The organism is Bradyrhizobium sp. JYMT SZCCT0180, from assembly GCF_018130165.1.
GTDB lineage: Bacteria > Pseudomonadota > Alphaproteobacteria > Rhizobiales > Xanthobacteraceae > Bradyrhizobium.
The window spans coordinates 35,595-61,618 of record NZ_JAFCLZ010000003.1 but is presented as its reverse complement, the minus strand read 5'-3'; the positions used below and the strand labels follow the sequence as shown (position 1 = coordinate 61,618).

At 62.3% G+C, this 26,024-nt stretch carries 27 protein-coding genes; 14 read left to right on the top strand and 13 right to left on the bottom strand.

The genetic code is table 11. The features are described 5' to 3' along the window. Positions 1-207: 207 nt before the first annotated feature. The 3 genes from JQ641_RS05215 (at position 208) to JQ641_RS05205 (ending at position 2,949) form a co-directional block, all read left to right on the top strand. The gene (locus JQ641_RS05215) at positions 208-1,812 is read left to right on the top strand and encodes an AMP-binding protein (protein ID WP_211994778.1); all 1,605 of its coding nucleotides are present in this window, start codon (positions 208-210) and stop codon (positions 1,810-1,812) included. Positions 1,813-1,932: 120 nt separating this feature from the next. Further along, the gene (locus tag JQ641_RS05210; protein ID WP_211995257.1) at positions 1,933-2,313 is read left to right on the top strand and encodes a hypothetical protein; all 381 of its coding nucleotides are present in this window, start codon (positions 1,933-1,935) and stop codon (positions 2,311-2,313) included. A gap of 204 nt (positions 2,314-2,517) precedes the next feature. Next, positions 2,518-2,949, top strand: coding sequence for a hypothetical protein (locus tag JQ641_RS05205; RefSeq protein WP_192739748.1), 432 nt, complete (start codon positions 2,518-2,520; stop codon positions 2,947-2,949). A 12-nt stretch (positions 2,950-2,961) separates the two neighbouring features. Here the strand turns inward: JQ641_RS05205 and JQ641_RS05200 are convergent, their stop codons facing one another. Further along, entirely contained in the window at positions 2,962-3,237 is a 276-nt protein-coding gene (locus JQ641_RS05200; RefSeq protein ID WP_192739747.1) for a metal-sensitive transcriptional regulator, read from the bottom strand. A 50-nt stretch (positions 3,238-3,287) separates the two neighbouring features. Here JQ641_RS05200 and JQ641_RS05195 point away from each other — a divergent pair, with 50 nt between their 5' ends. Beyond that, entirely contained in the window at positions 3,288-5,735 is a 2,448-nt protein-coding gene (locus tag JQ641_RS05195) for a heavy metal translocating P-type ATPase (protein ID WP_211994774.1), read from the top strand. Between the two features lie 118 nt (positions 5,736-5,853). Further along, positions 5,854-6,093, top strand: coding sequence for a hypothetical protein (locus JQ641_RS05190; RefSeq protein WP_211994771.1), 240 nt, complete (start codon positions 5,854-5,856; stop codon positions 6,091-6,093). Positions 6,094-6,504: 411 nt separating this feature from the next. Here the strand turns inward: JQ641_RS05190 and JQ641_RS05185 are convergent, their stop codons facing one another. The 3 genes from JQ641_RS05185 to JQ641_RS05175 form a co-directional block, all read right to left on the bottom strand. Next, complete coding sequence (locus tag JQ641_RS05185; RefSeq protein WP_502754929.1) at positions 6,505-6,756, bottom strand: hypothetical protein; 252 nt, start codon at positions 6,754-6,756, stop codon at positions 6,505-6,507. 59 nt (positions 6,757-6,815) lie between these two features. Then, positions 6,816-8,279, bottom strand: coding sequence for a DUF1214 domain-containing protein (locus JQ641_RS05180; RefSeq protein ID WP_249150219.1), 1,464 nt, complete (start codon positions 8,277-8,279; stop codon positions 6,816-6,818). A 155-nt stretch (positions 8,280-8,434) separates the two neighbouring features. Continuing rightward, entirely contained in the window at positions 8,435-9,415 is a 981-nt protein-coding gene (locus JQ641_RS05175; protein ID WP_249150218.1) for an ABC transporter substrate-binding protein, read from the bottom strand. A gap of 287 nt (positions 9,416-9,702) precedes the next feature. Here JQ641_RS05175 and JQ641_RS05170 point away from each other — a divergent pair, with 287 nt between their 5' ends. From JQ641_RS05170 to JQ641_RS05150, 5 genes are all read left to right on the top strand, one after another. Then, a complete protein-coding gene (locus JQ641_RS05170) occupies positions 9,703-9,846 on the top strand; it encodes a hypothetical protein (RefSeq protein WP_211994769.1) in 144 nt (47 codons plus the stop codon). Further along, the gene (locus JQ641_RS05165; protein ID WP_211994767.1) at positions 9,846-10,466 is read left to right on the top strand and encodes a glutathione S-transferase family protein; all 621 of its coding nucleotides are present in this window, start codon (positions 9,846-9,848) and stop codon (positions 10,464-10,466) included. Before JQ641_RS05170 ends, JQ641_RS05165 begins: the two co-directional genes overlap by 1 nt. Positions 10,467-10,967: 501 nt before the next feature. Continuing rightward, positions 10,968-13,049 carry a methyl-accepting chemotaxis protein gene (locus JQ641_RS05160; RefSeq protein ID WP_211994764.1) on the top strand — a complete coding sequence of 694 codons (2,082 nt, stop codon included), beginning with the start codon at positions 10,968-10,970 and terminating at the stop codon, positions 13,047-13,049. A 125-nt stretch (positions 13,050-13,174) separates the two neighbouring features. Further along, positions 13,175-13,858, top strand: coding sequence for a DapH/DapD/GlmU-related protein (locus JQ641_RS05155; RefSeq protein WP_211994763.1), 684 nt, complete (start codon positions 13,175-13,177; stop codon positions 13,856-13,858). A gap of 2 nt (positions 13,859-13,860) precedes the next feature. Next, a complete protein-coding gene (locus tag JQ641_RS05150) occupies positions 13,861-15,006 on the top strand; it encodes an NAD(P)/FAD-dependent oxidoreductase (protein WP_211994762.1) in 1,146 nt (381 codons plus the stop codon). Positions 15,007-15,050: 44 nt separating this feature from the next. Here JQ641_RS05150 and JQ641_RS05145 read toward each other — a convergent pair whose 3' ends face one another. After that, positions 15,051-15,926 (bottom strand): MBL fold metallo-hydrolase, encoded by an 876-nt coding sequence (locus tag JQ641_RS05145; RefSeq protein ID WP_211994761.1) that lies wholly within the window; start codon positions 15,924-15,926, stop codon positions 15,051-15,053. A gap of 161 nt (positions 15,927-16,087) precedes the next feature. On the opposite strand from JQ641_RS05145, the gene JQ641_RS05140 reads away from it, so the two are divergent. Beyond that, entirely contained in the window at positions 16,088-17,065 is a 978-nt protein-coding gene (locus JQ641_RS05140; protein WP_211994760.1) for a glycerophosphodiester phosphodiesterase family protein, read from the top strand. A 4-nt stretch (positions 17,066-17,069) separates the two neighbouring features. On the opposite strand, the gene JQ641_RS05135 is transcribed toward JQ641_RS05140, so the two are convergent. Together JQ641_RS05135 and JQ641_RS05130 are read right to left on the bottom strand one after the other, a co-directional pair. After that, entirely contained in the window at positions 17,070-18,692 is a 1,623-nt protein-coding gene (locus JQ641_RS05135) for an ABC-F family ATP-binding cassette domain-containing protein (protein WP_211994759.1), read from the bottom strand. A gap of 82 nt (positions 18,693-18,774) precedes the next feature. Then, a complete protein-coding gene (locus tag JQ641_RS05130) occupies positions 18,775-19,479 on the bottom strand; it encodes a hypothetical protein (protein ID WP_211994758.1) in 705 nt (234 codons plus the stop codon). 184 nt (positions 19,480-19,663) lie between these two features. On the opposite strand from JQ641_RS05130, the gene JQ641_RS05125 reads away from it, so the two are divergent. Further along, entirely contained in the window at positions 19,664-20,113 is a 450-nt protein-coding gene (locus JQ641_RS05125; RefSeq protein ID WP_211994757.1) for a hypothetical protein, read from the top strand. A 72-nt stretch (positions 20,114-20,185) separates the two neighbouring features. Here JQ641_RS05125 and JQ641_RS05120 read toward each other — a convergent pair whose 3' ends face one another. From JQ641_RS05120 to JQ641_RS05110, 3 genes are all read right to left on the bottom strand, one after another. Then, positions 20,186-20,872, bottom strand: coding sequence for a substrate-binding domain-containing protein (locus tag JQ641_RS05120; RefSeq protein WP_211994755.1), 687 nt, complete (start codon positions 20,870-20,872; stop codon positions 20,186-20,188). Positions 20,873-20,876: 4 nt separating this feature from the next. Further along, positions 20,877-21,584, bottom strand: coding sequence for a GrlR family regulatory protein (locus tag JQ641_RS05115; RefSeq protein WP_211994753.1), 708 nt, complete (start codon positions 21,582-21,584; stop codon positions 20,877-20,879). Between the two features lie 194 nt (positions 21,585-21,778). After that, complete coding sequence (locus JQ641_RS05110) at positions 21,779-22,816, bottom strand: glutamine synthetase beta-grasp domain-containing protein (RefSeq protein WP_192733340.1); 1,038 nt, start codon at positions 22,814-22,816, stop codon at positions 21,779-21,781. Between the two features lie 559 nt (positions 22,817-23,375). Between JQ641_RS05110 and JQ641_RS05105 the strand changes: the two genes are divergently transcribed. Continuing rightward, the gene (locus JQ641_RS05105) at positions 23,376-23,573 is read left to right on the top strand and encodes a DUF2735 domain-containing protein (RefSeq protein ID WP_192733341.1); all 198 of its coding nucleotides are present in this window, start codon (positions 23,376-23,378) and stop codon (positions 23,571-23,573) included. Between the two features lie 110 nt (positions 23,574-23,683). Here the strand turns inward: JQ641_RS05105 and JQ641_RS05100 are convergent, their stop codons facing one another. Beyond that, positions 23,684-24,106 (bottom strand): MliC family protein, encoded by a 423-nt coding sequence (locus tag JQ641_RS05100; protein ID WP_349628505.1) that lies wholly within the window; start codon positions 24,104-24,106, stop codon positions 23,684-23,686. A gap of 24 nt (positions 24,107-24,130) precedes the next feature. On the opposite strand from JQ641_RS05100, the gene JQ641_RS05095 reads away from it, so the two are divergent. Then, on the top strand, positions 24,131-24,877 hold the full coding sequence (locus JQ641_RS05095) for a tyrosine-protein phosphatase (protein ID WP_211994751.1): 747 nt from the start codon (positions 24,131-24,133) through the stop codon (positions 24,875-24,877). 82 nt (positions 24,878-24,959) lie between these two features. Here the strand turns inward: JQ641_RS05095 and JQ641_RS05090 are convergent, their stop codons facing one another. Both JQ641_RS05090 and JQ641_RS05085 read right to left on the bottom strand, forming a co-directional pair. Beyond that, the gene (locus tag JQ641_RS05090; RefSeq protein WP_249135235.1) at positions 24,960-25,100 is read right to left on the bottom strand and encodes a hypothetical protein; all 141 of its coding nucleotides are present in this window, start codon (positions 25,098-25,100) and stop codon (positions 24,960-24,962) included. Between the two features lie 166 nt (positions 25,101-25,266). Beyond that, positions 25,267-26,013 (bottom strand): SGNH/GDSL hydrolase family protein, encoded by a 747-nt coding sequence (locus JQ641_RS05085; protein ID WP_211994749.1) that lies wholly within the window; start codon positions 26,011-26,013, stop codon positions 25,267-25,269. Positions 26,014-26,024: the final 11 nt, after the last annotated feature.

Below are 26,024 nucleotides of genomic sequence, written 5' to 3'. Positions count from 1 at the left end.
TGTTCGTGATCAGGAGAATGCCGCCTTTCAGAGCCGGACGCTGTTACCCAGGGAACAGGCCGGCCGCTTTTCACAAGCGACCGACGAGGCTGGCAAAACCGCAAATTTTCTTTCGGAACCCGGCTGCAAAACACAAACGGCGGATGCCATAGTCCGGTCAATTGCCGCAAATTGGCATCATAGCGGCAAAGACCCATGGGAGAGACAATGGCCTTGAAGGAATCTCACGTCGCGGGTGTTTCCACCACCGTCCGCGACGTCACGCTCGGCCAGCTGCTGGAGCAGGCCGCACGGTCGGCGCCGGACCGGCTCGCGCTGATTGCGGGCGTCCCCGACCCCGCGGCGCGGCGCCAGTGGACCTATGCGGAACTTCACGCCGAGGCGCAGCGTACGGCGCGCGCCCTGCTCCGCCGCTTCAAGCCGGGCGAGCGGGTCGCCGTCTGGGCGTATAATTTGCCGGAATGGGTGATGATGGAGTTCGGCGCCGCGATGGCCGGGATGGTGCTGGTCACCGTCAATCCCGGCTTTCGCGCCAACGAGGTCGAATATGTACTGAAGCAGTCCCGCGCGGCCGGCGTCTTCGTGGTGCCGGCGTTCCGCGGCAATCCGATGCTGGAAACGGTGCATCAGGTCGCGCCGCGCTGCCCGGAATTGCACGAGATCATCTCGTTCGACGACTGGGATACCTTCATCGCCGCCGGCGACGACCACAGTATCGCGCTGCCGGACGTCAAGCCGACCGATCCGGTAATGATCCAGTATACGTCGGGCACCACCGGATTCCCAAAGGGCGCGCTGCTGCATCACCGCGGGCTTGCCAATAACGGCGCCGATACCGCCGTGCAGATGGGGGTCGAGCCCGGCGACGTCTTCATCACCACGATGCCGCTGTTCCACACCGGCGGATGCGTCTGCTGCGTGCTCGGCGCGGTCTCGCGCGCGGCAACCCAGGTGCTGATCGAAGCGTTCGAGCCGGGCCTCGTGCTGGAAATGTTCGCGACCTATCGTGGCAACGCCATGGTGGGCGTTCCCACCATGCTGGTGGCGATGCTGGAGCATCCCTCCTTCGCCACGACAGACCTGTCGTCGGTCAAGGCGATCTGCTCGGGCGGTTCGACCGTGCCGGCCGCACTGGTGACGCGGTTCGAAAAGGAGCTCGGCGCGCCCTTCACCATCGTGTTCGGCCAGACCGAATGCTCGCCGGTGGCGGCGATGACCAAGACGTCGGACACCATCGAGGACAAGGCCGGCACCATCGGCCTGCCGCTGCCGAACATGGAGAACAAGATCGTCAATCCCGACACCGGCGAGACCGTGCCGATCGGCGAGATCGGCGAGTTCTGCACGCGCGGCTACCACGTCATGCTCGGCTATTTCGAGATGCCGGACGCCACGGCCGCTTCCATCGACGCCGATGGCTGGCTGCATACCGGCGACCTCTGCGCGATGGACGCCCGCGGCTACTGCACCGTCGAGGGCCGGCTCAAGGACATGATCATCCGCGGCGGCGAGAACATCTATCCGCGCGAACTCGAGGAACTGCTGTTCCGCCATCCCAAGATCAGCGAGATCGCCGTGGTCGGACTGCCGCACGAAAAATGGGGCGAGGAAGTCGCCGCCTTCATCCGCCCGGCGCAAGGCGCCGTGATCGACAAGGAGGAACTGTCGGCCTACATGCGGGCCTCGCTGGCCCCGCACAAGACGCCCAAACACTGGTTCGTGGTCGAGGCGTTTCCGCTGACGGGCTCCGGCAAGATCCAGAAGTTCAAGTTGCGCGAGATCTGGGCAAAGGGCGAACTGACGGCGCTTTGATGCGCCGGATACTTTTCGAAGGTTGTGCGGGGCTGCCGTCGGCGCTAGCCTCGCCAAAACCGGAAAAGCCTAAGGAAAAAACCGGAAAAGCCCAAGGAAGAGTGTCAGGGAGAGGTCATGATGCGCGGTGCAGCGTTGCTTGTTGGTTTGGTTTTCGTTTCGACGGCGGCGCATGCCGGCCCTCGCTCGGAATATGTGACGCTGATGTTGCAGGCGTTCGCGGCCAAGGTGGAATGCCCCGGCACGGATGTCGTCTATCAGGATCTGGTGCAGAAGGCCCAGGAGATGCAGCAGCCGGATGGCACCACCGAGCAGGTCCGAAAGGCCATTGCGTACGTGCATACCGGCGGAAAAATGGGTGAGCGCCCGGATGACCTGCTCTTGCAGGAGGTCGCCACCGCGACGAGGACGACGGACCTCGACCAGCGGCGCGTCGGCATGTCGACCTGGTGCGAGACCCAGAAGGGCAAGCTTGCAGGCTTCATCCGCGCCAAGAATTAGCAAGAACTAGCAATCGTTTCGCAGGACGGTGGCGCGGCCTGATTCACCGCGCTGGCTGGCGCATCACGCTTATCCGTAGCCACCGCTTACACGAATCCGTCGGCACGTATCACGTCTCCTTGTAGACGTCTTTCAACTTGTAGACGTCTTTCAACCGGCACCAAAACGGCCTAACCTCCCTCCTCACAGTCGGCGGGAGGCCCCATGCAAACCCGCGTCAGAAAGACCGCGCACGTCCTGGAGCGCCTTGGCCTTGCGATGGCCGGCGCTGCAAGCGGATTGTTTGTGGCTGCACTCGTCGGCACCAGCATCCCGCAGTTCACGTCACAGGCTTTCCTGCTTTTGATGATGCTCGGCGGCGCAGTCGGATTCTATCTGGGCATCGACACCCCGCAACGTCCCTTCTACACCGATGGCAAGCCGACGGACGGGCATTGGGATGGCAAGATCGACGCGCCGGAATTGCTCAGCGCGGTCGGCACGTTCCTCGCCGCGGCCGCAGCCTTTGCCTCCGTTTGCGTGATTGTGCTGCGTCACGATCCGCACCTCGCCTGGACCTGGATGATCATGCTCGGCTGGGTCGTGGGAATTACCATGCAGACCGTTGCCGGCGCGATTGCACGCCGCCGGCGGTGACACGATCGCGTCTTATCGGTCAGACCGGCCGATGACCGCCATCAACTCCGATATCTTCTGGCGCTGATCCGTCTTGTCACCACTCGCAATCGCGTGCTCGACGCAATGCGAGACGTGATCCTTCAACACCTCTTCCTCGACGCGCCGGAGCGCGGCGCGCACCGCCGATATCTGCGTCACGATATCGATGCAGTAGCGGTCCTCGTCCACCATCCGGGACAGGCCGCGGACCTGGCCCTCGATGCGGCTCAGACGTTTTTGACAGGATGCCTTGATGTCTTTTCTCATGCGGCCTATATACCCCTACAGGGTATGGGTTGCAAGGGACTGCATTCGCGATGAGCCACCACGACAACAACCCGGCAAGCAAGACCCCGGACACGAAGGTCAATCCGGACGGCGCAACTTCCAACTCGTGTTGCAGTGGCCACGATCATCACGCCCACACCGATCACGGGCACCACAGCCATCATGATCACCACGCCGCTGCCAAGGTACTCGATCCCGTCTGCGGAATGACGGTCGATCCCGCGACCAGCAAGCACCGCATCGACCATCAGGAGAAGACCTTTCACTTCTGCTCGGCGGGCTGCAAAACCAAATTCGCCGCCGATCCAAGGAAGTATCTCGAGAAATCATCGGCGAAGCCCGACGTTCCCCAACGCGCCGACGACGGCACGATCTACACCTGCCCGATGCATCCAGAGATCCGTAAAGTCGGGCCTGGAAGTTGCCCGATCTGCGGCATGGCGCTGGAGCCGGAGGTTGCGAGCCTCGATACGCCGCCGAACCCCGAACTCGCCGACATGACGCGGCGGTTCTGGATCGGCCTCGTGCTATCCGTTCCGCCGGTGCTGCTGGAGATGGGTGGGCATCTGGCCGGCGGTCACGGCCTCGTCGACCCGGCGCTGTCAAACTGGATTCAACTCGCATTCGCGACGCCTGTCGTCATTTGGGCCGGCTGGCCCTTCTTTGTGCGCGGCTGGCAATCGCTGCTGACGCGCAATCTCAACATGTTCACGCTGATCGCTGTCGGCACCGGGGTCGCGTATCTCTACAGCCTGGTCGGGACCATCGCCCCGCAAATTTTCCCGGCCGCCTTCCGCGGCCATGGCGGCGCGGTCGCGGTCTATTTCGAGTCTGCTGCCGTCATCACCGTGCTCGTCCTGCTCGGCCAGGTGCTGGAGCTGCGCGCCCGCGAAGCCACGTCGGGCGCCATCAAGGCCCTGCTGCAACTGGCGCCGAAGACCGCGCGCCGCGTCAGCGAGGACGGTGCCGACCATGAAGTCGACATCGACAGCCTCGCGGTCGGGGACATGCTCCGCGTCCGCCCCGGCGAAAAAGTGCCGGTCGATGGCGTCATTGTCGAAGGCCGCTCCTCGCTCGACGAGTCGCTGGTAACAGGCGAATCCATGCCGGTCACCAAGGAGGCCGGGGCCACTGTGATCGCTGGCACGCTGAACCAGTCCGGCGGGTTCGTGATGCGCGCGGAGAAAGTCGGCCGCGACACGCTGTTGTCCCAGATCGTCAAGATGGTGGCGGATGCGCAGCGCTCGCGCGCGCCGATCCAGCGGCTCGCCGATCAGGTTGCGGGCTGGTTTGTGCCCGCGGTCATTGCCGTGGCACTGATCGCCTTCGGCGTCTGGTCATGTTTCGGGCCGGAGCCGCGCATGGCGTTCGGTCTCGTCGCCGCCGTGAGCGTGCTCATCATTGCCTGCCCTTGCGCGCTCGGCCTTGCGACGCCGATGTCGATCATGGTCGGCGTCGGGCGCGGCGCGCAAGCCGGCGTGCTGATCAAGAATGCCGAAGCCCTGGAGCGCATGGAAAAGGTCGACACGCTGGTGGTCGACAAAACAGGCACGCTGACCGAAGGCAAGCCGAAGGTTACAGCAATCGTGGCGACCGCGGGATTCGACGAGAACGAAATCCTGCGGCTCGCCGCCAGCGTCGAGCTTGCCAGCGAGCATCCGCTCGCCGACGCCATCGTGCGGTCCGCCAGGGAACGTCGGCTGGAACCCGGCAAGGTCGAGGCGTTCGACTCGCCGACAGGCAAAGGTGCGACTGGCAAGGTCGACGGCACATCGGTTCTGCTCGGCAATTCAAAGTTCCTGAATTCGCTTGGCGTCGATACCCATACGCTGGATTCCGATGCCGAGCGCATGCGCGCCGACGGCGCCACCGTCATCAATATCGCCGTCGACGGCAGGCTCGCCGGCCTGTTTGCCATCGCCGATCCCGTCAAAGCTTCAACTCCCGCGGCGTTGAAGGCGCTGGCGGAGGAAGGCATCAAGGTCATCATGCTGACCGGCGACAACAGGACCACCGCGCAAGCGGTCGCGCGGCAGCTCGGCATAACAGACGTCGAGGCCGAAGTGCTTCCGGATCAGAAGAGCGCGGTGATTGCCAGGCTGCGGAAGGCGGGGCGGATCGTCGCCATGGCCGGCGATGGCGTCAACGACGCCCCGGCGCTGGCGGCAGCCGAAGTCGGTATCGCCATGGGAACCGGCACCGACGTGGCGATGGAAAGTGCCGGCATCACGCTCTTGCAGGGCGATCTCGGCGGCATCGTCCGGGCGCGAAAACTGTCGCAGGCCACCATGCGCAATATCAGGCAGAACCTGTTCTTCGCCTTCATCTACAACGCCGCCGGCGTCCCGATTGCCGCGGGTATCCTCTATCCCGGTTTCGGCATCCTGTTGTCGCCGATCATTGCCGCCGCGGCCATGGCGCTGTCGTCGGTCAGCGTCGTCGGCAATGCCCTGCGGTTGCGCGTCACGCAGCTGTGAACGCGCGCGCACGATTTGGAGATCGTTAATCAAACCGGCGCGCACGCACCCTTCTGTTCAAAAAAAATCCACAATGTCCGCTACGAAAGGAACTCTGTTTTCAAAAAGGGGAATTTCCATGCGGTTAGGACACGCGATCTTTGTGGCGACGACAGCCGCCCTGCTCGCGGCGGCAGTACCCGGGCTTGCCAAGAACGCCGAGACGCCGAAGACCAGCGAGCAGCCGGCGTCATCGTCGTGCCATTCCTACCAGCAGACATCAGATGGATCGTGGACCGAACTGCCCTGCCAGGAACTCGGCGCACCCGCGCCGTCGCGCAAATCCTCGCCGCGAAAGACTGACGAAGAGGACCGCTGAAGCGGGAAGTCTTGACCCATCCGTCGATTGCAACGGTCACGCTGCGTCGGTGATCCCCGGGCGGCACACGGCATGTACTCTCCCCCTGCGTATTCCGAAGCTTACGCTCGCTAGAGAGTTATGGCAGGTGCAGTTTGTGCCAATCGCAAACTCATGAATTTAGCGGATATGGATGCTTCAACGAGCTTCGGTTTTCTATTTGGTGCCCCTTAGGTCAATAGCGCGAAAGGGGAAGGTTGACCTAATTAGTGAGTGTGCCGGAGTGTTCTTTGCGAGAGGACGGGCCAGCGCGCATCCGACAGGGTTGACCCTTGCTCCGCCCCCCATGGCCCCCAAGCGGGGGGCGCCTTGTCGGAGAGCGCCGGCGATGCGGGGTTCAGCGTGTATCCCGGCGTCACGCGACAGCCCAGTCTAACCCGATTCCTTGCTGGCTTTTATCGCTTCTTCGACCTCATCGGCCAGCCGATTGAGGTGCTGGTGCAGTCGGTCGAACATCTCGCGTTTGGTCATGTCGGTGCCTAGATCGCGGATCAGCGCGGCCTCTGCCGCGTCCCTGCGGAGCCTCTCGATTGCTGCTTGATAATCCTTCATGGGCGCCCAACCCCAGAAGCTGACCTCGAACTGCGAGTGCTCGATGCCCGCTTCAATCTCGTGAGCGGACATTATCAGCTAGGCCGGTCATGTCCGAAAAGTGCCACGAACGGACCTCTGGGTCGCGTTATTCAGTCTATCTTCACCACTGGCGCAGGACGCCATTCTCCGGTTTTGACGATTTCTTTCGGCACGTAGGTGCGGAAGGTCAGGGAGAATGGCTTGCCTTCGGGCGTGGGCAACCAATTGGACGCCGGAACGCCTACCACTGGCTTCGGACCAAGCGTGATTTTCAATGACCCGTCCGTCTCTTTCTGGAGCGGCGAGTAGTTGTTGAGGTTGAACCGGTTCAGCGTATTCGGCACCACGCGATAGTCCGGCACGCCGACAAGAATGACGGACCAGAAGGCATCAATAACCGTCTCCGGCAATTTGTTGGCGGGAAAATGAATGAAGTAGCTGTTTGAGCCGTTCAAGGTCTGCTCGTCGGAGTCCTTCGTTGCTATGAAATAGATCACCTCGCCGCTGGTGTTGGCCCAGATGCCCGCATAGTTCGCGACTGTGCGGGTCCGATAGTCCGCCCCATAGTTACCGGCTTGGCCGCCGCCGACCCAGTGATCACGATAGGGCGCGCTTTTGGTGAAGGTGTATTCGATGAACTCCGGAACGGTCGTTCGAATTCTCGCATCGACAGTGGCCCTTGCCTCGGGACCCGACGCAGCGTAGGCCGCCACGGCCCGGACTTTCTGTTGCATCTGAGCAGCGTTGGGCGCGACATCGAGCGCGCTCGCGATCTTTGTGTCGGCATCATCGAATATTTCAACACCGATCAATTCCTTGTTGCCGAACATCGGGACTGGTGGCGTATCCTTGATCTTCGGCGAACCGGCCGCCGTCGCCTTGAAACCGTGTTGCAGTTTCGTGGCCCCATCCTTGTCGCCCTTTATTTCTACGCGCCCAAGTAGCTTCGCCTTGCCCGAATGCAGTTCAATGCGGGCGGCGTCCGTCGGAAGAGCAGGGTTCGAATTGGGATACACGAGTGCAAACTTTCCGAACGGTTTTGACGGGAACATGCGCTCGTTGATGTTCGCAATGACCTCGCCCCATTCGTCGAGAATTTGCGCGGTGTAGTAGCGCCCCTTGATCTCGGGCACTTCAAAAATGACTGGCGTCTCAGGATCGACCGCGAACCACGCCTCGATATAAGCGGTGTCGAGGTTCGGATTGACCCAGTCAGCGTCTCCAATCGGATTATACTTCACGGCGTTGTAGGCGAAGCCGGTCGCGCCGCGATCCATCTGTTCCTGTCGGATGACGAGCACCCGGCCGAGCAGATAAAGGTACGCATCGGAGATTGCGGCATCGTCCGGCGCTGCCACGCGTGCCGCCGCCTGCACAGATGGGGCGGCTTGCTTTGGGCTATCCGATGAAGGCATTTGCGCTTGCGCCGAGACTGCGGAGATGACTACTGCGGCCGTCGCGAAAACGGTTTTGAGCATGGTTGTCCTCCCATGACAGTCAACCCCGCCGTATTGATCATAGGTGGTGCGCAATTTCCTTTCCACCCCAAACCGCCCCACGTCCATCAGCAACATGTCCGTTTCGGGTCAAAAACGGAAGTCGCGGCCTTGCGACCGGATGTCTGCTTTGCCGCCGCAAGCGGACATCGCGAGGCCGTCCCGGCATGTCCGAAAGGTGCCACAAGCTGACTCATGCACTGCAGCAAACAAGATGGAAGGGGCTGCAATGATTATTCGATCACCTCGTCGGCGCGGGCGAGCAGCGACGACGGGATGTCGAGGCCGAGCGCCTTGGCGGATTTGAGGTTGATCACCAGGCCGAATTTCGTCGGAAGCACCACCGGCAAGTCGGACAGCTTGGCCCCCTTGAGAATGCGACCGGCGTAAATGCCCGCTTGGCGATATGCATCCGTGCGGCTGGTGCCATAGGTGATCAGCCCGCCAGCTTCGGCATACTCACGATCTGCATAAATCGCCGGTATGGCTCGGCGCGCCGCCAGCGCGACGAGCTTGTTGCGCTGGCTGAAGAACAAGGGATCCGAGCCGACGTAAAGCGCGCCGATGCGCGGTTGTGCTATGGCAGCGAACGCAACGTCGATATCGTCTTCGGTGCTGGCGTTGTGGACCTCAGTTTGCCGCCCAATGGCCAGCGCCGCCGCTTGCACATTGGTCCGCTCCAAGTCACTGGGCGGATTTTTCGGGTTCGCGAGCACGGCAATCGTCGCCGCCTTGGGGACCAACTCACTCAGCGTTTCCAGGCGCTTTGCCGCCAATGCGGCCGTGAAGAAGGTCGCGCCTGTGACGTTGCGCTCCGGCCGATTGAGACTGGTGACTAGCCCGGATGTAACGGGGTCGCTGCCCATCGCGAAAACGATCGGGATGTTCGACGTTGCCGATTTCGCTGCCAGCGCCGAAGGGGTGCCGCTGATGGCCGCGATCAGGGTCACCTGACGGCGCACCAAATCGGCCGCCTGTGCCGGCAGCCGGTCGAATTGGCCTGCCACCCAACGATATTCGAACGCCACGTTGCGGCCCTCGAAATAGCCGGCTTCATTGAGACCCTGGTTGAACGCAGCCATGATGTGGGTCTGATCGCCGGGTGCCAGGCTGCTGAGCAACCCGATCACCGGCGTCTGCTGCTGCGCGCGCGCCGCGAGCGGCCAAGCTGCTGCCGTTCCCCCGAGAAGTGTGATGAACTCGCGGCGCTGCATGTTCCTCCCCAGGCAGGGAGAGTGTCGTGTCGGCCTATTCTAGCATCCTGCCAGCCCGCGTGCATCTTTGAACATGACTCGTGAAGGATTGGCCAAACGTCCGTTGGGGGTCAATCGCGTCACTTTTGTCGTCGGCAGACTGCTTCCGGTTTTCCCCCGGAAGCGGACATCTTCAGGGCCAGTCGGCATGTCTCATGACTGCCAGAAGCAGACATGTACGCGCCGCGTTGGCCGCGTCATTGCCCTGCCCGTTGAGACCTTCTACAATCCGATTGGGAGGAGTTTTGTTGGCTCGTGAGCAGCGCCGATTGGCGGCAATCGTTACAGCCGATGTGGTCGGCTATTCGCACGCCGCCTATGAGCAGATCTGCTATTTGTCGCTGATGCCGCGCGCCTATCTCAGCGCGCGGCTGCTGGAGAGGGTCGACTGATGGCCACGCTCTATCACGTGCCTACCTCGCGCTCGCTCCGCGTGCTGTGGACGCTGGAGGAGATCGGCGCCACGGTCGAAGTGAAGTCACTGGGTGTTCGGCCGCGGCTGCAGGAGCCCGAATATCTCACAATCAATCCGGCCGGCACGCTGCCCGCCCTGATCGACGGTGACCGGGCGATCTACGAATCGCTTGCGATCTGCGAATACCTCGCCGCCCGGCATGGTTCCGACCTGGTCGTGGCGCCGGACGAGCCAGAGCGGCCGGAGTTCGTGCAATGGCTGTTGTACGGCGAGGCTACACTGCAGGCGCCGCTCTCCGCGATAGCGCGCGTCCGCCGCATCCGGAACAAGACGCCGGAGATGCAGACCGGCATCGATGCCGTGCTGGCTGATGCTCGCCACTCGCTCTCGATGCGGGCAAAGCTGCTCGAGCAGCGGCTGGAGGGGCGTGACTTCCTGGTGGCGGGGCGGATGACGCTTGCTGACATTTCGGTTGGCTATCCGCTCAACCACATGGGAAAGCCCGACTTCGCCTCGCTGCTCGGTCCCCGCGCCACGGCCTATCGTGAGCGCCTGCTTGCGCGGCCAGCGTTCCAGCGCGCCGCGGCCGTTCCCTAGCCAAGCCGCGACAAATTAGCGCGACGGGCAAATCGCTTCTGATTTACGGAAATCATGTCAAGTCCAAAATTTCCGAAAGTCAAAAATATTTCTCTTCCCTTCCACCCCAAATCACCGGCACATCAATAGCCATCCCGTCCCACTCCGAGGGGCGTTGGCCATCGTCACAACGAGGGGCGGGTTGCGGTGGACGCTGCACACGAGACCGCGGGTGCAGCGCGCATCCGGCATTCCCTGCGCCCTCTGATTTTTCTGGGGGCGACGAGATTTGAACAACCCGGGCGAAATGAGCCGCGGGAATGCGCAAGTGTGTTTCCTGCCGCGCGATGACGGCACCACCGCTCTTGAACGCGCTGGTTGCAGGCATCGGATAGTTCGCGCTGCGGATCGACCACAACGGCTACTGGATCGGCCAACTGCCCGCTCCGTAACCCAAGATTAATGCGCACCACTTAGGATGGAGGCCAGCACTTCCATACCATCGTGAATGGCCCAAATCCCATGAAAATCGGTACCCTCCTGACCGCCGCCATCGTCTCGCTTTCCGCCGTGGGCGGTGGCCTCGCCGTCTACGTGGCCGTCACGAAATACCAGACCATGGACAAGGTTTCCGTCGCCCAGAGCCGGCTTGAAGTGGTGCGGTCCGTCGGCGACATCCCGCGCTACATGAACCCCGAACGCGGCTTCTCCACCAACATCCTGTACGGGCCGGCCGTGGTGGAGCCGAAGATGCTCACCGACCTCGAAAAGTATCGCAAGGATACCAACGGCGCGCTGGCGAAGATGAATGCGATACGCAAGGCGCTGCCCGGCTCGCTCGACGACGGCGCGGCCGTCGGCAGCGGCATCGACGCGCTGAACGCGAAGTTCAATGCCCTGCGCGAATCCATCGACAAGGCGATCACCGGCCCCGCCGATGCCCGCAAGGACGCCGCCCGGAAGATCGTCGCCGATAACGCCACCTTCAACGCCGCCATCACCGCGTTGCTCGAAGAACAGGTCCGCCGCATGGCGCTGCTCGACGGCGACGCCTACCGCCAGGCGACTTACGCCAACATCACCTGGGCGCTGCGCGATGTCGGCGGCTACAACGCCAGCCTGCACAAGAACCTGGTCGGCGCCAACCGCGTCGCGACCGAGCCTGAGAAAATGGAACTGAGCCGCGCGCAAGGCCGCGCCGACCAGATCCTGATGTCGCTGCAGGATTTGCGCGGCAATCCCGCAACGCCAGCCAACGTGGCAGCCGCCCTCGGCAAGATGAACGAGGCTTATGTCGATCGGTTCGGCAAGGAGCTGAAGCTCGTCAAGGACGGCGCGATCAGCGGCAAATACGAGCACGACGTCGATGTGTTCTTCGTGGAATCGCAAAAGGGCCTCGGCGCGGTCATCACGCTGCGCGACGCGTTCTACGATAATGCCGAGGAGGTCCTGGGCGCTGCCTACTCCTCGGCGCGCCTCAGTTTCATCATCGCGCTCGCAGGCCTGATCGCCGTTATCGGCGCCAGCGCCGGCCTGATCCTGATGGTCTATCGCCGCGTCTGCAAACCGATCGTCGAGCTTACCGCCACCATGACGCGTCTTGCCAGCGGCAACGTTTCCGACGAAATCTCGGGCGCCGAGCGCGGCGACGAGATCGGCGCGATGGCGGCCGCCGTGCGCGTCTTCAAGGACAACATGATCGAGGCCGAACGCCTGTCGGCGGAAAAGGCCTCCGAGAACGACGTCAAGATGCGGCGCGTCCAGGTGCTCGACGAACTCACCCGCTCCTTCGAAGCCAAGGTCAGCGAACTCGTCGGCGGATTGTCGTCAGCTTCATCCGTGATGGAGGACACCGCCCGCTCGATGTCCTCGACCGCCGCCGCCACCAACCGTCAGGCCGGTGTCGTGGCCGCCGCCTCCGAACAGACCTCGACCAACGTCCAGACCGTTGCGAGCGCCACGGAGGAACTCACCTCCTCGATTTCGGAGATCGGCCGCCAGGTCGCGCAGTCCACCGAGATCGCGGCCCGTGCCGTCGATAACGCGCGCCGCACCGGCGACACCGCCCGCTCGCTGGCCGAAGGCGCGCAGAAGATCGGCGACGTCGTGACGCTGATCCAGAGCATCGCAGCCCAGACCAACCTGCTCGCCCTCAACGCCACCATCGAGGCCGCACGTGCCGGCGATGCCGGACGCGGCTTTGCGGTCGTCGCCTCCGAAGTCAAATCGCTGGCCGGCCAGACCGCGAAAGCGACCACCGAAATCTCCGAACAGATCGCCGCCATCCAGGCCGCCAGCGACGAGACGGTGACGGCCATTCAGAACGTCGCCAACGTCATCGCCGAGATCGACCAGATCGGCATTGCGATTGCCTCGGCCATCGAGGAACAGGGCTCGGCGACGCAGGAGATTTCCCGCAGCGTCCAGGAAGCCGCGCGCGGCACCCAGGAAGTCAACGCCAATATTTCCGGCGTGCAGCGGGCAGCCGACGAAACCGGTTCAGCCGCCACCCAGGTGCTGGGCGCAGCCGAGCAATTGTCGTCGCAGTCCAAGGACCTCGCCGGCCAGGTCAACCGCTTCCTCAGCGAGGTTCGCGCCGCCTGAGTCAGGCGGGATCGCTGCAGCCAGCGCATGCTTGCCAATCCGAACCTTTGCGCGCGGCCGCCTGCCCGGTGTGATAGATGAACCTCGCGGCAGCAGGGCCGCTTGATTCAGGACGAGCAGTCGACATGCACCAACCGGCACCGCCGCGCCCAAAACTCGCCGAAACCTTCGTTGAACCATCCGTCAAATTGCGCGAGGTCACCGTCGGCCGTTGCTGCGAGGTTCTCGGCGATACCGCCATCGAATACACCGAACTCGGCGATTACTCCTATTTCGGCCCGGGCTGCATGGTCGCGGACGCACAGATCGGAAAATTTTGCGCGATCGCGGCGCAGGTGCGCATCGGGGCACCGAACCATCCCCTCGACCGCCCGTCACAGCATCGCTTCACGTACTGCCCCGAATACTACACGGCGGACGCGCAGCGCGACCACGGCTTCTTCCGGCAGCGCCGCGCCGACCGCGTCGTCATCGGCAACGATGTCTGGATCGGTCACGCCGTCATCGTGATGCCGGGCGTCACGGTGGGTGATGGTGCCGTTCTGGCCGCCGGCGCCGTCGTCACGCGCGATGTGGCGCCTTACACCATTGTCGGCGGTGTTCCGGCAAAGCAGATCAGAGGGCGCTTTAGTCGCGACATCGCCGCGCAGCTCTCACGTATTGCGTGGTGGAATTGGCCGGCAGAAACCATTTTTCAGCGCCTGCCGGAATTCCAGTCCGGCGACGTCGAGGGATTCTGCGCGCGGTGGGGTCAATCTGCTGCGGGTACTGCCTGTCTTAAAGAGCAAGCGGCAAGGCGCGGGAGTTAGTCGTGAGCGCGAATAAAGCGATCAAACTTGCGGTGATCGGGCGTGGCATGATCGGGTCGGCGGCGGCGCGGCATCTGTCCAAAATGGGCCATGATGTTGCACTGATCGGGCCCGACGAGCCGGCGGATTTTTCACGCCACGACGGCGTCTTCGGCAGCCACTACGATGAGGGCCGTATCACGCGGAGTTACGATCCGCAGCCATTTTGGCGGCAAATGAACCGCGCAGCGATTTCGCGCTACGGCGAGATAGCAGCGGAAAGCGGTGTGGAGTTCTACCGGGAAGTCGGTGCGCTCTACGTTGGCGATAGCGAAACCACAAACATCGCATCGGTTGGCAAGATCTGCGCCGAAGACGGCATCCTGTGCGAGGCGTATCATGATGCGGGGCTCGCGGAGCGGTTTCCGTTTCTGAAATCGACGGCGGGAATGCAGGGGCATTTCCAGCCGCGCAATGCCGGATATATCAGCCCGCGCCGCCTGGTCCGCGCGCAGACGATCGCGGCGGAGCGAGCCGGAGCCCGGATCATCGACGAACCGGCTCTGGGGATTTCGGAAAGCGGCTCTGGCGTGACGATCCGGACGAGATCGGGCAGCGTCGAGGCCGAGCGTGTTCTCGTGGCAGCAGGCGGGCATACCCAATCGCTGCTCGGTCGATCATTGGGTGTTACGGTCTATGGGCGTACCGTGGCGATGTTTCGGCTTGGTGCGGCGGAGGCTCAACGTCTGGACGGAATGCCGTCGATGCTTTGTTTGGGTCCCAAGGGCGACAATCCCTATATTTTGCCGCCGATCGCCTATCCGGACGGCCAAACCTGGTTGAAGCTCGGCGGTGATCCGGTCGATCTTCCGCTCGAAAGCGAGGCGGATATCAAGGACTGGTTCCGATCGGGCGGATCGATTGACGTTGCTGATCGGCTTCAAACGCAGATCCTTGCGCGCATTCGCAACCTCCATTTCGAAGAACGCCGCGTGGTGCCGTGCATGACCAGCTTTGGCGACACGGGCCTGCCCTGCATCGGACCGATTTCGGAGCGCGTGGTGGTTGCATTCGGCTGCTACGGCAAGAGCGCGAAATGTTCGGACGAATTGGGTCGCTTAGGCGGCATGGCGCTGCTCGGCGAGGTCAGAGCCGAGCTCGCACCCTGATGGCCACAAGCCTACCTTAATCCCTGTCGCGCCAGTCTACGGCGCTAATCCCGTTTGAAACGATAATCGAAGCGATCGCCATCGGCCGTGATCAGGCCGACCGTCGGATTCGGGAAATGAACCGGCAGGATCAGCGTATCGGTGCCGGCAACGGAGGCAAAGAACGTGCGGCGCGACACCGCCGACTGCTTTGGGTCCCAATCGACACCCGGCGACCAGTCGGGCTCGCGACACTGGATCACATGGTGCACCAGGTCGCCGGCCACCACAGCGCGCTGCCCTTTCGAGAAGATATTGACGCAGCAATGGCAGGGCGAATGCCCCGGCGTCGGCGTCAGCGTGACGGTATCGTCCAGTGCGTAGTCGTCATCGACCAGCAGCGCCTGCCCGGCTTCGACAATGGGCAGGCAATTGTCGCGAAACACCTTGCCGGGCGGCTCGGCGCCTTTGGCGTATTCGGCTTCCCACACCGCATATTCCTTTTTGTGGAATATGTACTTCGCATTCGGGAATGTCGGCACCCAGCGCCCGTCGCGCAGCGTGGTGTTCCAGCCAGTGTGGTCGATGTGCAGATGGGTGCAGAACACGTAATCGACCTGCTCGAAGCTGACGCCGAGTGCGAACAGCTCATTGCGCCAGCGCTCCTTGCCCGGGAAATCGAACGGCGGCGGATGGCCCTTGTCCTCGCCGGTGCAGGTGTCGATCAGGATGGTATGGCGCGGGGTACGGACCACAAACGTCTGGTAGGTGATGAACATCTTGCCGGACGCCGCGTCGAAGAATTCCGGCTCCATACCAGGCAGATGCTGCCTGAAGACCGCGTCGTCATAGGCCGGGAAGAAATCCTGCGGCCGCCGCCACGGCCCCTCACGCTCGATCACCGCGTCGATGGTGATGTCGCCGATCCTGATCTGCCGCATCGTTTCCCCCGATTTTTGCAAGAAGCGTATCGGGCAGACACTAATGGTTCAAGCCTGCGTGTACGCGTGCCTCCAATGCGTTTGGCCGGTCCTGTTGCTTTCGGCCGCCGCAAATCGAACAGAAATACTGCTTAGCAGCACGGCTCAAAAGAGGTGTGATATTGGGCAGGAAGACAAAGTACGTCGCCGCAGCAATCGCTGCAATCGCCGCTTGCATCACCATCAACAACATCAATCTCCTGACCGCGCATCGCGAAGGCCCTGCCGTCCTTCTCGCCCACCGGGGCGTGGCGCAGCGCTTCGACGAACGCGATTTGAAGAACGACACCTGCACGGCGGAACGGATGTTGCCGCCGACGCATGACTATCTGGAGAATACCATTCGCTCGATGCGGTCGGGTTTTGCGGCCGGCGCCGATATCGTCGAGATCGATATCCATCCGACAACCGATGGCGAGTTTGCGGTATTTCACGACTGGACGCTCGACTGCCGCACGGATGGACGCGGGGCTACCCGCGAGCATGCGATGGCCGAACTGAAATTACGCGACATCGGTTACGGCTATACGGCTGACAACGGCAAGACCTTTCCATTCCGCGGCAAGGGCATCGGCCAGATGCCAACGCTGGGCGAGACGCTCGCGACCTTCCCGGACAAGCACTTGCTGATCAACGTCAAGAGCCGCGATCGGTCCGAAGGCGAGAAGCTGGCGGCCCTACTGGGAGCCCTCCCCGCCGAGCGCCGCCGCCTCATCATGGTCTATGGCGGCGACGAGCCGATCGAAGCGGTCCGGCGATTGGTGCCGGACATCAGGACGATTTCACGCGCGGCCATCAAGAGCTGTCTTGTCAGCTACATCGGATATGGCTGGACCGGCATGGTACCGCGGGCGTGCGAAAATGCGATGGTTCTGGTGCCGATCAATGTCGCGCCATGGCTGTGGGGCTGGCCGGACCGATTCCTGAACCGCATGGACGCGGCGAACAGCGCGGTCTTCGTGCTGGGCCCCTACAGCGGCGGCGAGTTTTCGTCCGGCATCGACACGCCGGAACTTCTGCAACGGCTGCCCGAAAAATACTCCGGCGGCATCTGGACCAACGAAATCGAAACAATCGCCCCGCTGGCGCGACGGAGATAGCGCATCAGCTGCGCAGGCCCGGCGCTTCGTGGCCGGTGCGCGCGACGTATTCCGTATAGCCGCCGCCGAATTGGTGGATGCCCTCGGGCGTCAATTCCAGCACGCGGTTGGAGAGCGCCGCCAGGAAGTGACGATCATGTGAGACGAACAGCATGGTGCCCTCGAATTCGGAGAGCGCGTTGATCAACATCTCCTTGGTCGCGAGATCCAGATGGTTGGTCGGCTCGTCCAGCACCAGAAAATTCGGCGGGTCGAACAGCATCTGCGCCATCACCAGACGCGCCTTCTCGCCGCCCGACAGCACCCGGCATTTTTTCTCGACATCGTCGCCGGAAAATCCGAAGCAGCCGGCTAGCGCGCGCAACGAGCCCTGGCCTGCCTGCGGGAAGCAATCTTCCAGCCACTGGAAGACGGTGCGTTCGCCGTCGAGCAGATCCATCGCGTGCTGGGCGAAATAACCCATCTTGACGCTGCCGCCGACCACGATGGTACCGTCATCGGGCTCGGTCGAGCCCGCCACCAGTTTCAGCAACGTCGACTTGCCGGCGCCGTTGATGCCCATCACACACCAGCGCTCGCGGCGGCGGATCATGAAGTCGAGGCCTTCATAGATGCTACGGCTGCCGTAACCCTTGTGGACGTTCTTCAGGCTGACGACGTCCTCGCCGGAACGCGGCGCCGGCAGGAAGTCGAACGCCACCGTCTGTCGCCGCTTTGGCGGTTCGACGCGCTCGATCTTGTCGAGCTTCTTCACGCGGCTCTGCACCTGGGCCGCATGCGAGGCGCGCGCCTTGAAGCGCTCGATGAACTTGATCTCCTTGGCCAGCATCGCCTGCTGGCGCTCGAACTGCGCCTGCTGCTGCTTCTCGTTCAGCGCACGCTGCTGCTCGTAGAATTCGTAGTTGCCGGAAAAAGTCGTCAGCGTGCCGCCGTCGATCTCGACCACCTTGTTGATGATGCGATTGATGAACTCGCGGTCATGCGAGGTCATCAGCAGCGCGCCTTCATAGCCGCGCAAAAACTGCTCCAGCCAGATCAGGCTTTCCAGATCGAGATGGTTGCTCGGTTCGTCCAGCAGCATGACATCCGGCCGCATCAGCAGGATGCGCGCCAGCGCCACGCGCATCTTCCAGCCGCCCGACAGCGCGCCGACGTCGCCATCCATCATTTCCTGGCTGAACCCGAGGCCCGAAAGCGCCTCGCGTGCCCGGCCGTCCAGCGCATAGCCGTCGAGCTCCTCGAAGCGGTGCTGTACCTCGCCATAGCGGGCGATGATGTCTTCCATCTCATCCGCCTGGTCGGGATCGGCCATCGCGGCTTCGAGCGCCCTGAGTTCGGCCGCCACGACGCTGACGGGGCCTGCGCCGTCCATCACCTCGGCAACCGCGCTGCGGCCTGCCATCTCGCCGACATCCTGGCTGAAATAGCCGATCGTAATGCCGCGATCGAGCGACACCTGACCCTCGTCGGGCAGTTCCTGACCTGAGATCATCCGGAAAAGTGTGGTCTTTCCAGCCCCGTTCGGGCCGACAAGGCCGATCTTCTCGCCCTTTTGCAGGGCTGCGGAAGCTTCGATGAAGAGGATCTGGTGGCCGACTTGCTTACTAACGTTATCGAGACGGATCATTGTTGCCCAAGCATGGAAATTGTTGGCCGCTCTTATTCCATGTAGCGCGCAGGGGAAAGTCTATTCCGGGGCAATAATACCGCTAGGCCGCCCGCATCAGCCTCAAGGTGGCGGCCAAGCGCAAGCTGCGCTTTCCCGCCAGCGCGATGCCTTCGAGTTCCGCGCCCTCGCCGTCGCACGTGCCGGAAAAGCCGATACCGACCTCATAGCCGCCAAACACCAGATTTTCACCCTTTGCCGGCGTGTGCTCCTGATTGAGGATCTCGCCTTTCCAGCGGCCATCGGCGGAGCTGTAGGAACCGAGGTAATAGAAGAACGCGTCACCTCCGAGGATGCGGCCGTTCATCAGCAGCATGACGCCTGACAGGCCGGCATCGACACCGTCGAGCGCGCGGATGTGAATCGAATAGAGCCCGTTCACAATGCCGCCCGCCCCGACCTCACCGACAGGCGGCAGGCCCTCGTCGTCGAGTTTGGTCAGATTGGCCCAGAACAGCGCTCCGGGCCGGGGCGCGGCGCTTCCCTCGAAGCGGATCTTGTTGCCGTCCGTCGTGCCCCGCACACTGATCGCGGCGACGTCGGTGTCCATCAGCGGCTTGTAATGCGGGTCCTCATTGTGACGCTGGGTGATGACCTCGCCGATAATCTCCGCGCCCTTTTCCTGGTAAGTCCCCAGATGCGCGAAGGCGGAATTGCCGCCCAGCAGCTTGCCTTCATGCATGCACATGATGCTGCGACCGAACGCGTCGTTCACGCCGTACTCAGCCTTGTAAAGCCCGTCCAGCAAAGCGGATTTCCAGCTTCATTGAATCATCCCGCGGGGCATAGCACCGGCAGAGAAGCAGTACCAGCGGTCGTTTTAGCGCAGGCTTCCGGCCTTCCGTGTCATACCTCACGCAGCCGGCACCGCCGCCGTGAACCGGCTGGCCGCTACATCCGACCAATGGGCGATTTCCATTGCGGTGATACCGATGACCGAAGATGAAGAGACCATTGCCCGAACCATCGCCGAGGCCAGCGAGCTGCCGTTGAAGGACGCGGCTTATCTGCTGTGGCGGGAGTGCTCCAAGCTCGACCTGCTCGCGTGGCGAGCGATGCTGCCAAACGTGCGCGACGTGTTCCGGTCGCGGGCGGCGGAGAATTCGATCGAGGTCAAATTCGAGCACGATCATCCCGAAGACGGTCTGACCTTCGACCGGTTGCAACTCACCCATCCCGATATGGATGAAGCGGAACTGAAGCACGCCATCATTGCCGCGGTGAGATTCGACGATGCCTGTTTTGGTTACTTCGACAAGGTCAAGGGCGAGTTCGGCGCACGCTACAAGCGCGCGGTCGAGCTGGCGGCAAGAGATTATCCCGGGTATCTGGAACTGACCTATCAGCGGGCGCGAAACTACATCAGCTTTTACATGAAGTGATGGCGGCCTGAACGACGCGGATCTGGCCGGCATGGGTGCGTCGACCGGCAGGCAAATTCAAGGCTCGCAAATTCAAGGCTCCAGCCCGCTCTCGCGCAGCACCGGCGCAACCTCGCGCGAGGCGAGAAATCGCAACAGCCGGTCCGCTTGAGCAACCTTGCCAGAGGCCGCGACGCGACCGGCGGAAAACACCGCGGGCGTTTGCAGTTCGCGAGGAATCGGGCCGATGACCTCGATACCCCCGACCTGCTTCAGTTCGCTGATCTGCTGCACGGCCAGATCGGCCTCTCCAGTGATCAGCCGTTCGGCGGTGAAACCTGACGGGATGATGCACGCACTCGCATTGATCTCGGATGCAATACCCAAGCGCTCGATCAACTGCGCGAACAAAATGCCGCTGGCGCCGATCCGCGAATAGGCCACCGAACGGGCGGCAAGCAACGCCGCGCGCAGCGCGGGCTCGGTTGCGATGTCGGGATGGGCAAAGCCCGCTTTCACCGCCAGGCCGACATAGGACCGCGCGAGATCCACGCAGCTATCCGCCACCACGCGGCCCTCGCGGGCCATGTCATCGAGTCCCTCGCGGGTCAGGATAACGACGTCGGCGCCCTCGCCGCCGCGCAGGCGATCCAGCAGCGCCAGCGTCGGCGCAAAATCGGCATCGATGCGCACGCCGCCGGATGCCTCATAATGCCCAGCCAGATTGTGAACCGCGCCCTTCAGGGCCAGTGTCGAGAGCACGCGCACGGCATTGTCCATGGCGTTACGCCCGATGCATCAGCTTGAGCACGGCTGTCAGCCGCAGGCTGCGCTTGCCCGCAAGCGCGGTGGCCTCCAGCAGCGCGCCCTGATCGTCGCAGGTGCCGGCAAAGCCGATGCCGACCTCATGGCCGCCGAACACCGGATTCTCGCCCTTTGCCGGCGTGTGCTCCTGATTGAGGATCTGGCCTTTCCAGCGGCCGTTCTCCGAGGTGTAGCTGCCGATGTAGTAGAACGACGCGTCGCCGCCGAGGATGCGGCCGTCATTGAGCAGCATCACGCCGGTCAGGCCGCCGTCGACGCCGTCGAGCATGCGGATGTGAATGGAATAAAGGCCGTTGACGATACCATCCTGGCCGACGCCTCCGGCGATCGGGATCTCCTCGTCCCCGATCGGCGTCATGACCGAGCTGAATTTCGCACCCGGCAATTCCTTGAGGCCGCCTTCAAACCGGTAAAGATTGCCATCCGGCTTGCCCCGCGCCAGCAGCGTCGCGTCGTCGGTGCCGGCCATCGCGCGGTAATTCGGGTCGGGATTATGGCGAACGGTCTTGATCTCGATGGTCAGCTCGCCGCCGGCCTCTTCCTGATAAGTGCCGATATGAGCAAAGGCGGAATTGCCGCCGAGCATCTTGCCGGCGCGCACATACATCACGCTGCGGCCGACCGCGTCGTTGAGCTGAAACCTGATCTTGTAGAAACCCTCGAGCAATGGCCGTGTCCCCGGCAAGCGCATCCGCTATCTAGCGCGGTTCATAACGCAGGGGAACGGCTTGAATCGGGCAAAGCGCTTGAATCGATGCATTTAAGGTAACGTCGTCACAACGCAATGATCCGCCAAAGCGGGCACGCTTTGGCGGATCAGGGCAGCAATCCGGACGTCCCCGTCCGGTTATGCGGTGTGGCTTAGGCCGCCGCCGACTTGGCGGAGGTCGGAACCTCGGAGATCGTCTTCAGGATCTGGGAAGCGATCTGGTAGGGGTCGCCTTGCGAGTTCGGACGACGGTCTTCCAGATAGCCCTTGTAGCCGTTGTTCACGAAGGAATGCGGAACGCGGATCGAAGCACCGCGGTCGGCCACCCCATAGCTGAACTTGTTCCAGGGCGCGGTCTCGTGCTTGCCGGTCAGGCGCTTGTCGTTGTCAGGCCCGTAGACGGCGATGTGGTCCATGAGATTCTTGTCAAAGGCCGCCATCAGCTTCTCGAAGTACTCCTTGCCGCCGGTCTCGCGCATAAAGGTCGTCGAGAAGTTGGCGTGCATGCCAGAGCCGTTCCAGTCGGTGTCGCCGAGCGGCTTGCAGTGGAATTCGATATCGATGCCGTAGCTCTCGGTGAGGCGCAGCATCAAATAGCGGGCGATCCACATTTCGTCGGCCGCCTTCTTGGAACCCTTGCCGAAGATCTGGAATTCCCACTGGCCCTTCGCCACTTCGGCGTTGATGCCTTCGTGGTTGATGCCAGCCGCGAGGCAGAGATTGAGATGCTCTTCCACGATCTTGCGGGCGACGTCGCCGACGTTCTTGTAGCCGACGCCGGTGTAGTACGGACCCTGCGGCGCCGGATAACCGTCGGTCGGGAAGCCGAGCGGACGACCATCCTTGTAGAAGAAGTATTCCTGCTCGAAGCCGAACCATGCGCCTTCGTCGTCGAGAACGGTCGCGCGCTTGTTCGAGGCATGCGGGGTCTTGCCATCGGGCATCATGACTTCGCACATCACGAGCGCGCCGTTTTCACGCGCAGCGTCGGGGTAGACCGCGACCGGCTTCAACACGCAATCGGAGCTGTGACCTTCGGCCTGCTGCGTGGAGGAGCCATCGAAGCCCCACAGCGGGAGCTGCTCGAGCGTCGGGAACGAAGCGAATTCCTTGATCTGTGTTTTGCCGCGCAGACTGGGTGTCGGCGTATATCCGTCGAGCCAAATATACTCGAGCTTGTACTTGGTCATTGAGCCTCTCTTGAGTTTAATGCTGCAAAGTGCGGAAACCCCTGGACTTTGGAGGTTAGAAGCCCCTGCAGTCCCCGCACACGTGTACCCGGCCACGTCAGGCCGTTTCTTACCAAGCAATTAAAGTGCCAATCGCTGCAGCGCGGCACCGGACTGCGGTGGGATGTCCACCATCATGCGTGCATTTTTTGATGCGACATAGAAGCGCGCCTGACATGCGCGCCAGGCGGCCAAAAGGCGCTTTCGAGGCCGCCTAAAGCCCGATTCTACGGCAGTTTCGGCCCGCAGCTCCCGGTCCGATTAAAGCTGCAGCAGCCTTTTGCGCCATTCGGCTGATGGTTCGGTCGAGGCCGGCAACCTTCCCCCCGGCTCAAGCGTTAGTCACCTGCCCATTGCCTCGCACGAAGCAAAACGGGAATTGCCCAAGAAATGCACACCGGATGACATTTTTTGAGCAATTTGCATTCCAGGAGGGCGCGAACGATATCGAAATCTCGGTAACTAACGGAGAACGAGTCGGGCGCACCATGGTGGTTCGCTCGATCCAGGAGAGACCAGGATGATCAATACAGGTGTGAATGAGGGATCTGCCAAGATCTATCAATTCCCAGCCGGGGGCCGGTCGGCTCTGGCGGGACGTCGCTATGGCGAGACCAAGTCCGAGATTGCCGCCCCGGCGGTCGATATCGCTGACTGCAGCGGCAGCTGGTACCACGCAGCGGCGATCGAGGAAACCAAGCCTGGGCGTGACCACTGATGCCTGCCCAATGTTCGGCAAATCCGCGCCCGAGAGTTCAGGCGCGGTCGGTGAAGTAGAAAAGGGTCGGAACGAAATCGTTTCGGCCCTTTTTCATGCAAACCTTGTCTTCAGGTCAGTTCGCATGCCGTTACCGGCCGTTTGGCGTGCTTGAGCGTGGTGAGCCCGGCCTTGGTGACTTTCAGGGTAATCCCGCGCGCCGTATAGCGCGCCCCCGACAACGCCACTCCCTTTTTCAGCGTCACCGCCTTGCCATCGAGCTGCAGATGGGCGCGTGAATCGTACCGGAAAAACCCGGCAATGAATTGCGTTCCGTCGGCGCAACGATAGTTTTTGAAGGTCGCCTGTGCCAACGCGGCCGACGAGCCGACCGCTCCCGAAAACATCGTTCCCAGAAGCAACGCCGCCGCCAAACCAGCGATCTTGCGATTATTCATATTCTCCTCCTGACGGCCCGAGTATAGACCAGAGGGCAAGACGCGACACACCCCGGCCCGATCACCGCACAAGAATTGCATCTCCAAGAATTCCATCAGGAATTCCGTAAGGCAGCCCCGATGTCAGATTCCCCTGCCCGTCACCTCAATCTCGTTGGCGCCAGCAATTTCCGCGACCTCGGCGGTTATCTCACCCGGGACGGTCGCGCGGTACGCTGGCGGCAGATGTTCCGGTCCAACCATCTCGGCCATCTCACCGATGATGACGCTGCGGTCTTGCGCTCGCTCGGCGTCAAGAGCGCGTTCGATTTTCGGGGCACGACGGAGCGCGCCGAGGCGGTGTGCGGCCTCGCCGATATCACCGTGCATTCGCTGCCGGTGGAGCCAACGGTGGTCGCCGCACTTCGTGCCATCGCCGCCAGCGGCACGGCGCTGTCGACCGACCATGCCGTCGAGGTGATGCGCGATTCCTACCGCAGCTATGTGCAGCAAAATACGCCGCGCTTCCGCGCGCTGTTTGCGCATCTGCTGGAAGATCGCGCGCCACTGGTGATCCACTGCACCGCCGGCAAGGATCGCACCGGCTTCGCCTGTGCGCTGATCCTGCATACGCTCGGCGTTCCCGACGAGGTGATTGCGGAAGATTATCTGCTGACCAACCAATTCTACCGCAGGGATCCCGCCGCCAGCAGCGACCTGCCCGATCACGTCAAGCAGGTGCTGGGTTCGGTGCAGCCGGCCTTCCTCAGCGCTGCGTTCGAAGCCATTGACGCCGACTATGGCAGTCTCGAAGCCTATCTCCGCGACGGCATCGGTCTTGGCGAAAAGGAGCGCGCGGCGCTCGCGGCGCTCTATCTGCAATCCTGATTTGATCGTGTTTCACCGCCGCATCGAAACGATCGGCGCGGCCGACTTGCCGTGCGTCAGCACGAGTGTGTCTCGCGGTCGCTCAGGCCGCGGCTTCCATTTCCATTTCAGCATCGAGATCGGCGATGACGTCCTCGAACGCCTGGATCGCCTGCTGGATCGCCGCAATCTGCATCAGCTCCCAGTCCTTGATCGGACCGTTGCGGTTTTGCAGCGCGACCACCAAGTCCCGCCGCTGCTCCTTAAGCTGAACAAGCGGTAAACCGTGATCGGGTAGAGATCCCATCGTGATGCCCCTGCCTAAATTGGACTCCCCTTGTAGGCAATGGAACCTGCAATCGACTTGCGCAAGTCAGGCAAATTTTAGCGATCGGCCTTGATCCGTATTCTTACGTAGTACCCGCCGCCTTCACGGCCCGCTCGATCGCATCGCTCAGGGCTTCTGCCAAGCAACCGGTCGCCCACTCGCTGACGTGAAGATGATTGTCGGCACCGTCTTCCATGGCACTGATCGGGATCTTGTCCTCGACCCAGCGTCGCATCAGGGCGAAGCGTTGAAAGACGTTGACCTTCGCGGTCTCAGCGGCTGCGGCGATGAACGCCACCATTTCTTCCGATGCCTTGAGCTTGTCGGTCATAGCCCTGGTGTATTGCAGGTCCATCAGGATCACATCCGCCGACAAGTCGGCGAGTTGTCTTAACCCGCTCTCGATGGTGCTGGCGACCTCCCTGCGATCCATGTCATGAAAGATTGCGTTGGTACCCACCTGCCAGATTACCAGAGCGGGCGCCTCATCGAACACGTCGGATCGAAACCGCTCTAACTCTTTCGGCGCCTCTTCGCCGCTGACACCGCGGTTGAACACATCGATCGTGCGCCGCGCAAATTTCTGCCGCAACAGCATTTCCAGACGAGGCGGGTAAGGCGCGACCGGTGCAACGCCCGCCGTCGATGACGATCCGATCGCCACGATCTTGATCTTTTCCGGACGCTGGAGCGCCGCCGTCAGATGCGGCAATTTGTATTTGAAGTTGGCGACGTCCGGATCGCCGGTACGTGACACGTCGTTCATTTCATCACCCTCAGCGGGAATATTTTGTTGGACACCCGCATTTGGATGCGAAATTCGCCGCATTGCAAATGAAA

What these genes read in the sequence shown, in the direction of transcription:
- JQ641_RS05215 (WP_211994778.1), top strand. Translation starts at nt 208, where the DNA reads ATGGCCTTGAAGGAATCTCACGTCGCGGGTGTTTCCACCACCGTCCGC.
- JQ641_RS05210 (WP_211995257.1), top strand. Translation starts at nt 1,933, where the DNA reads ATGCGCGGTGCAGCGTTGCTTGTTGGTTTGGTTTTCGTTTCGACGGCG.
- JQ641_RS05205 (WP_192739748.1), top strand. Translation starts at nt 2,518, where the DNA reads ATGCAAACCCGCGTCAGAAAGACCGCGCACGTCCTGGAGCGCCTTGGC.
- JQ641_RS05200 (WP_192739747.1), bottom strand. Translation starts at nt 3,237, where the DNA reads ATGAGAAAAGACATCAAGGCATCCTGTCAAAAACGTCTGAGCCGCATC.
- JQ641_RS05195 (WP_211994774.1), top strand. Translation starts at nt 3,288, where the DNA reads ATGAGCCACCACGACAACAACCCGGCAAGCAAGACCCCGGACACGAAG.
- JQ641_RS05190 (WP_211994771.1), top strand. Translation starts at nt 5,854, where the DNA reads ATGCGGTTAGGACACGCGATCTTTGTGGCGACGACAGCCGCCCTGCTC.
- JQ641_RS05185 (WP_502754929.1), bottom strand. Translation starts at nt 6,756, where the DNA reads ATGTCCGCTCACGAGATTGAAGCGGGCATCGAGCACTCGCAGTTCGAG.
- JQ641_RS05180 (WP_249150219.1), bottom strand. Translation starts at nt 8,279, where the DNA reads ATGTTGCTGATGGACGTGGGGCGGTTTGGGGTGGAAAGGAAATTGCGC.
- JQ641_RS05175 (WP_249150218.1), bottom strand. Translation starts at nt 9,415, where the DNA reads ATGCAGCGCCGCGAGTTCATCACACTTCTCGGGGGAACGGCAGCAGCT.
- JQ641_RS05165 (WP_211994767.1), top strand. Translation starts at nt 9,846, where the DNA reads ATGGCCACGCTCTATCACGTGCCTACCTCGCGCTCGCTCCGCGTGCTG.
- JQ641_RS05160 (WP_211994764.1), top strand. Translation starts at nt 10,968, where the DNA reads ATGAAAATCGGTACCCTCCTGACCGCCGCCATCGTCTCGCTTTCCGCC.
- JQ641_RS05155 (WP_211994763.1), top strand. Translation starts at nt 13,175, where the DNA reads ATGCACCAACCGGCACCGCCGCGCCCAAAACTCGCCGAAACCTTCGTT.
- JQ641_RS05145 (WP_211994761.1), bottom strand. Translation starts at nt 15,926, where the DNA reads ATGCGGCAGATCAGGATCGGCGACATCACCATCGACGCGGTGATCGAG.
- JQ641_RS05135 (WP_211994759.1), bottom strand. Translation starts at nt 18,692, where the DNA reads ATGATCCGTCTCGATAACGTTAGTAAGCAAGTCGGCCACCAGATCCTC.
- JQ641_RS05125 (WP_211994757.1), top strand. Translation starts at nt 19,664, where the DNA reads ATGACCGAAGATGAAGAGACCATTGCCCGAACCATCGCCGAGGCCAGC.
- JQ641_RS05120 (WP_211994755.1), bottom strand. Translation starts at nt 20,872, where the DNA reads ATGGACAATGCCGTGCGCGTGCTCTCGACACTGGCCCTGAAGGGCGCG.
- JQ641_RS05110 (WP_192733340.1), bottom strand. Translation starts at nt 22,816, where the DNA reads ATGACCAAGTACAAGCTCGAGTATATTTGGCTCGACGGATATACGCCG.
- JQ641_RS05105 (WP_192733341.1), top strand. Translation starts at nt 23,376, where the DNA reads ATGATCAATACAGGTGTGAATGAGGGATCTGCCAAGATCTATCAATTC.
- JQ641_RS05100 (WP_349628505.1), bottom strand. Translation starts at nt 24,106, where the DNA reads ATGGAATTCTTGGAGATGCAATTCTTGTGCGGTGATCGGGCCGGGGTG.
- JQ641_RS05095 (WP_211994751.1), top strand. Translation starts at nt 24,131, where the DNA reads ATGTCAGATTCCCCTGCCCGTCACCTCAATCTCGTTGGCGCCAGCAAT.
- JQ641_RS05085 (WP_211994749.1), bottom strand. Translation starts at nt 26,013, where the DNA reads ATGCGGCGAATTTCGCATCCAAATGCGGGTGTCCAACAAAATATTCCC.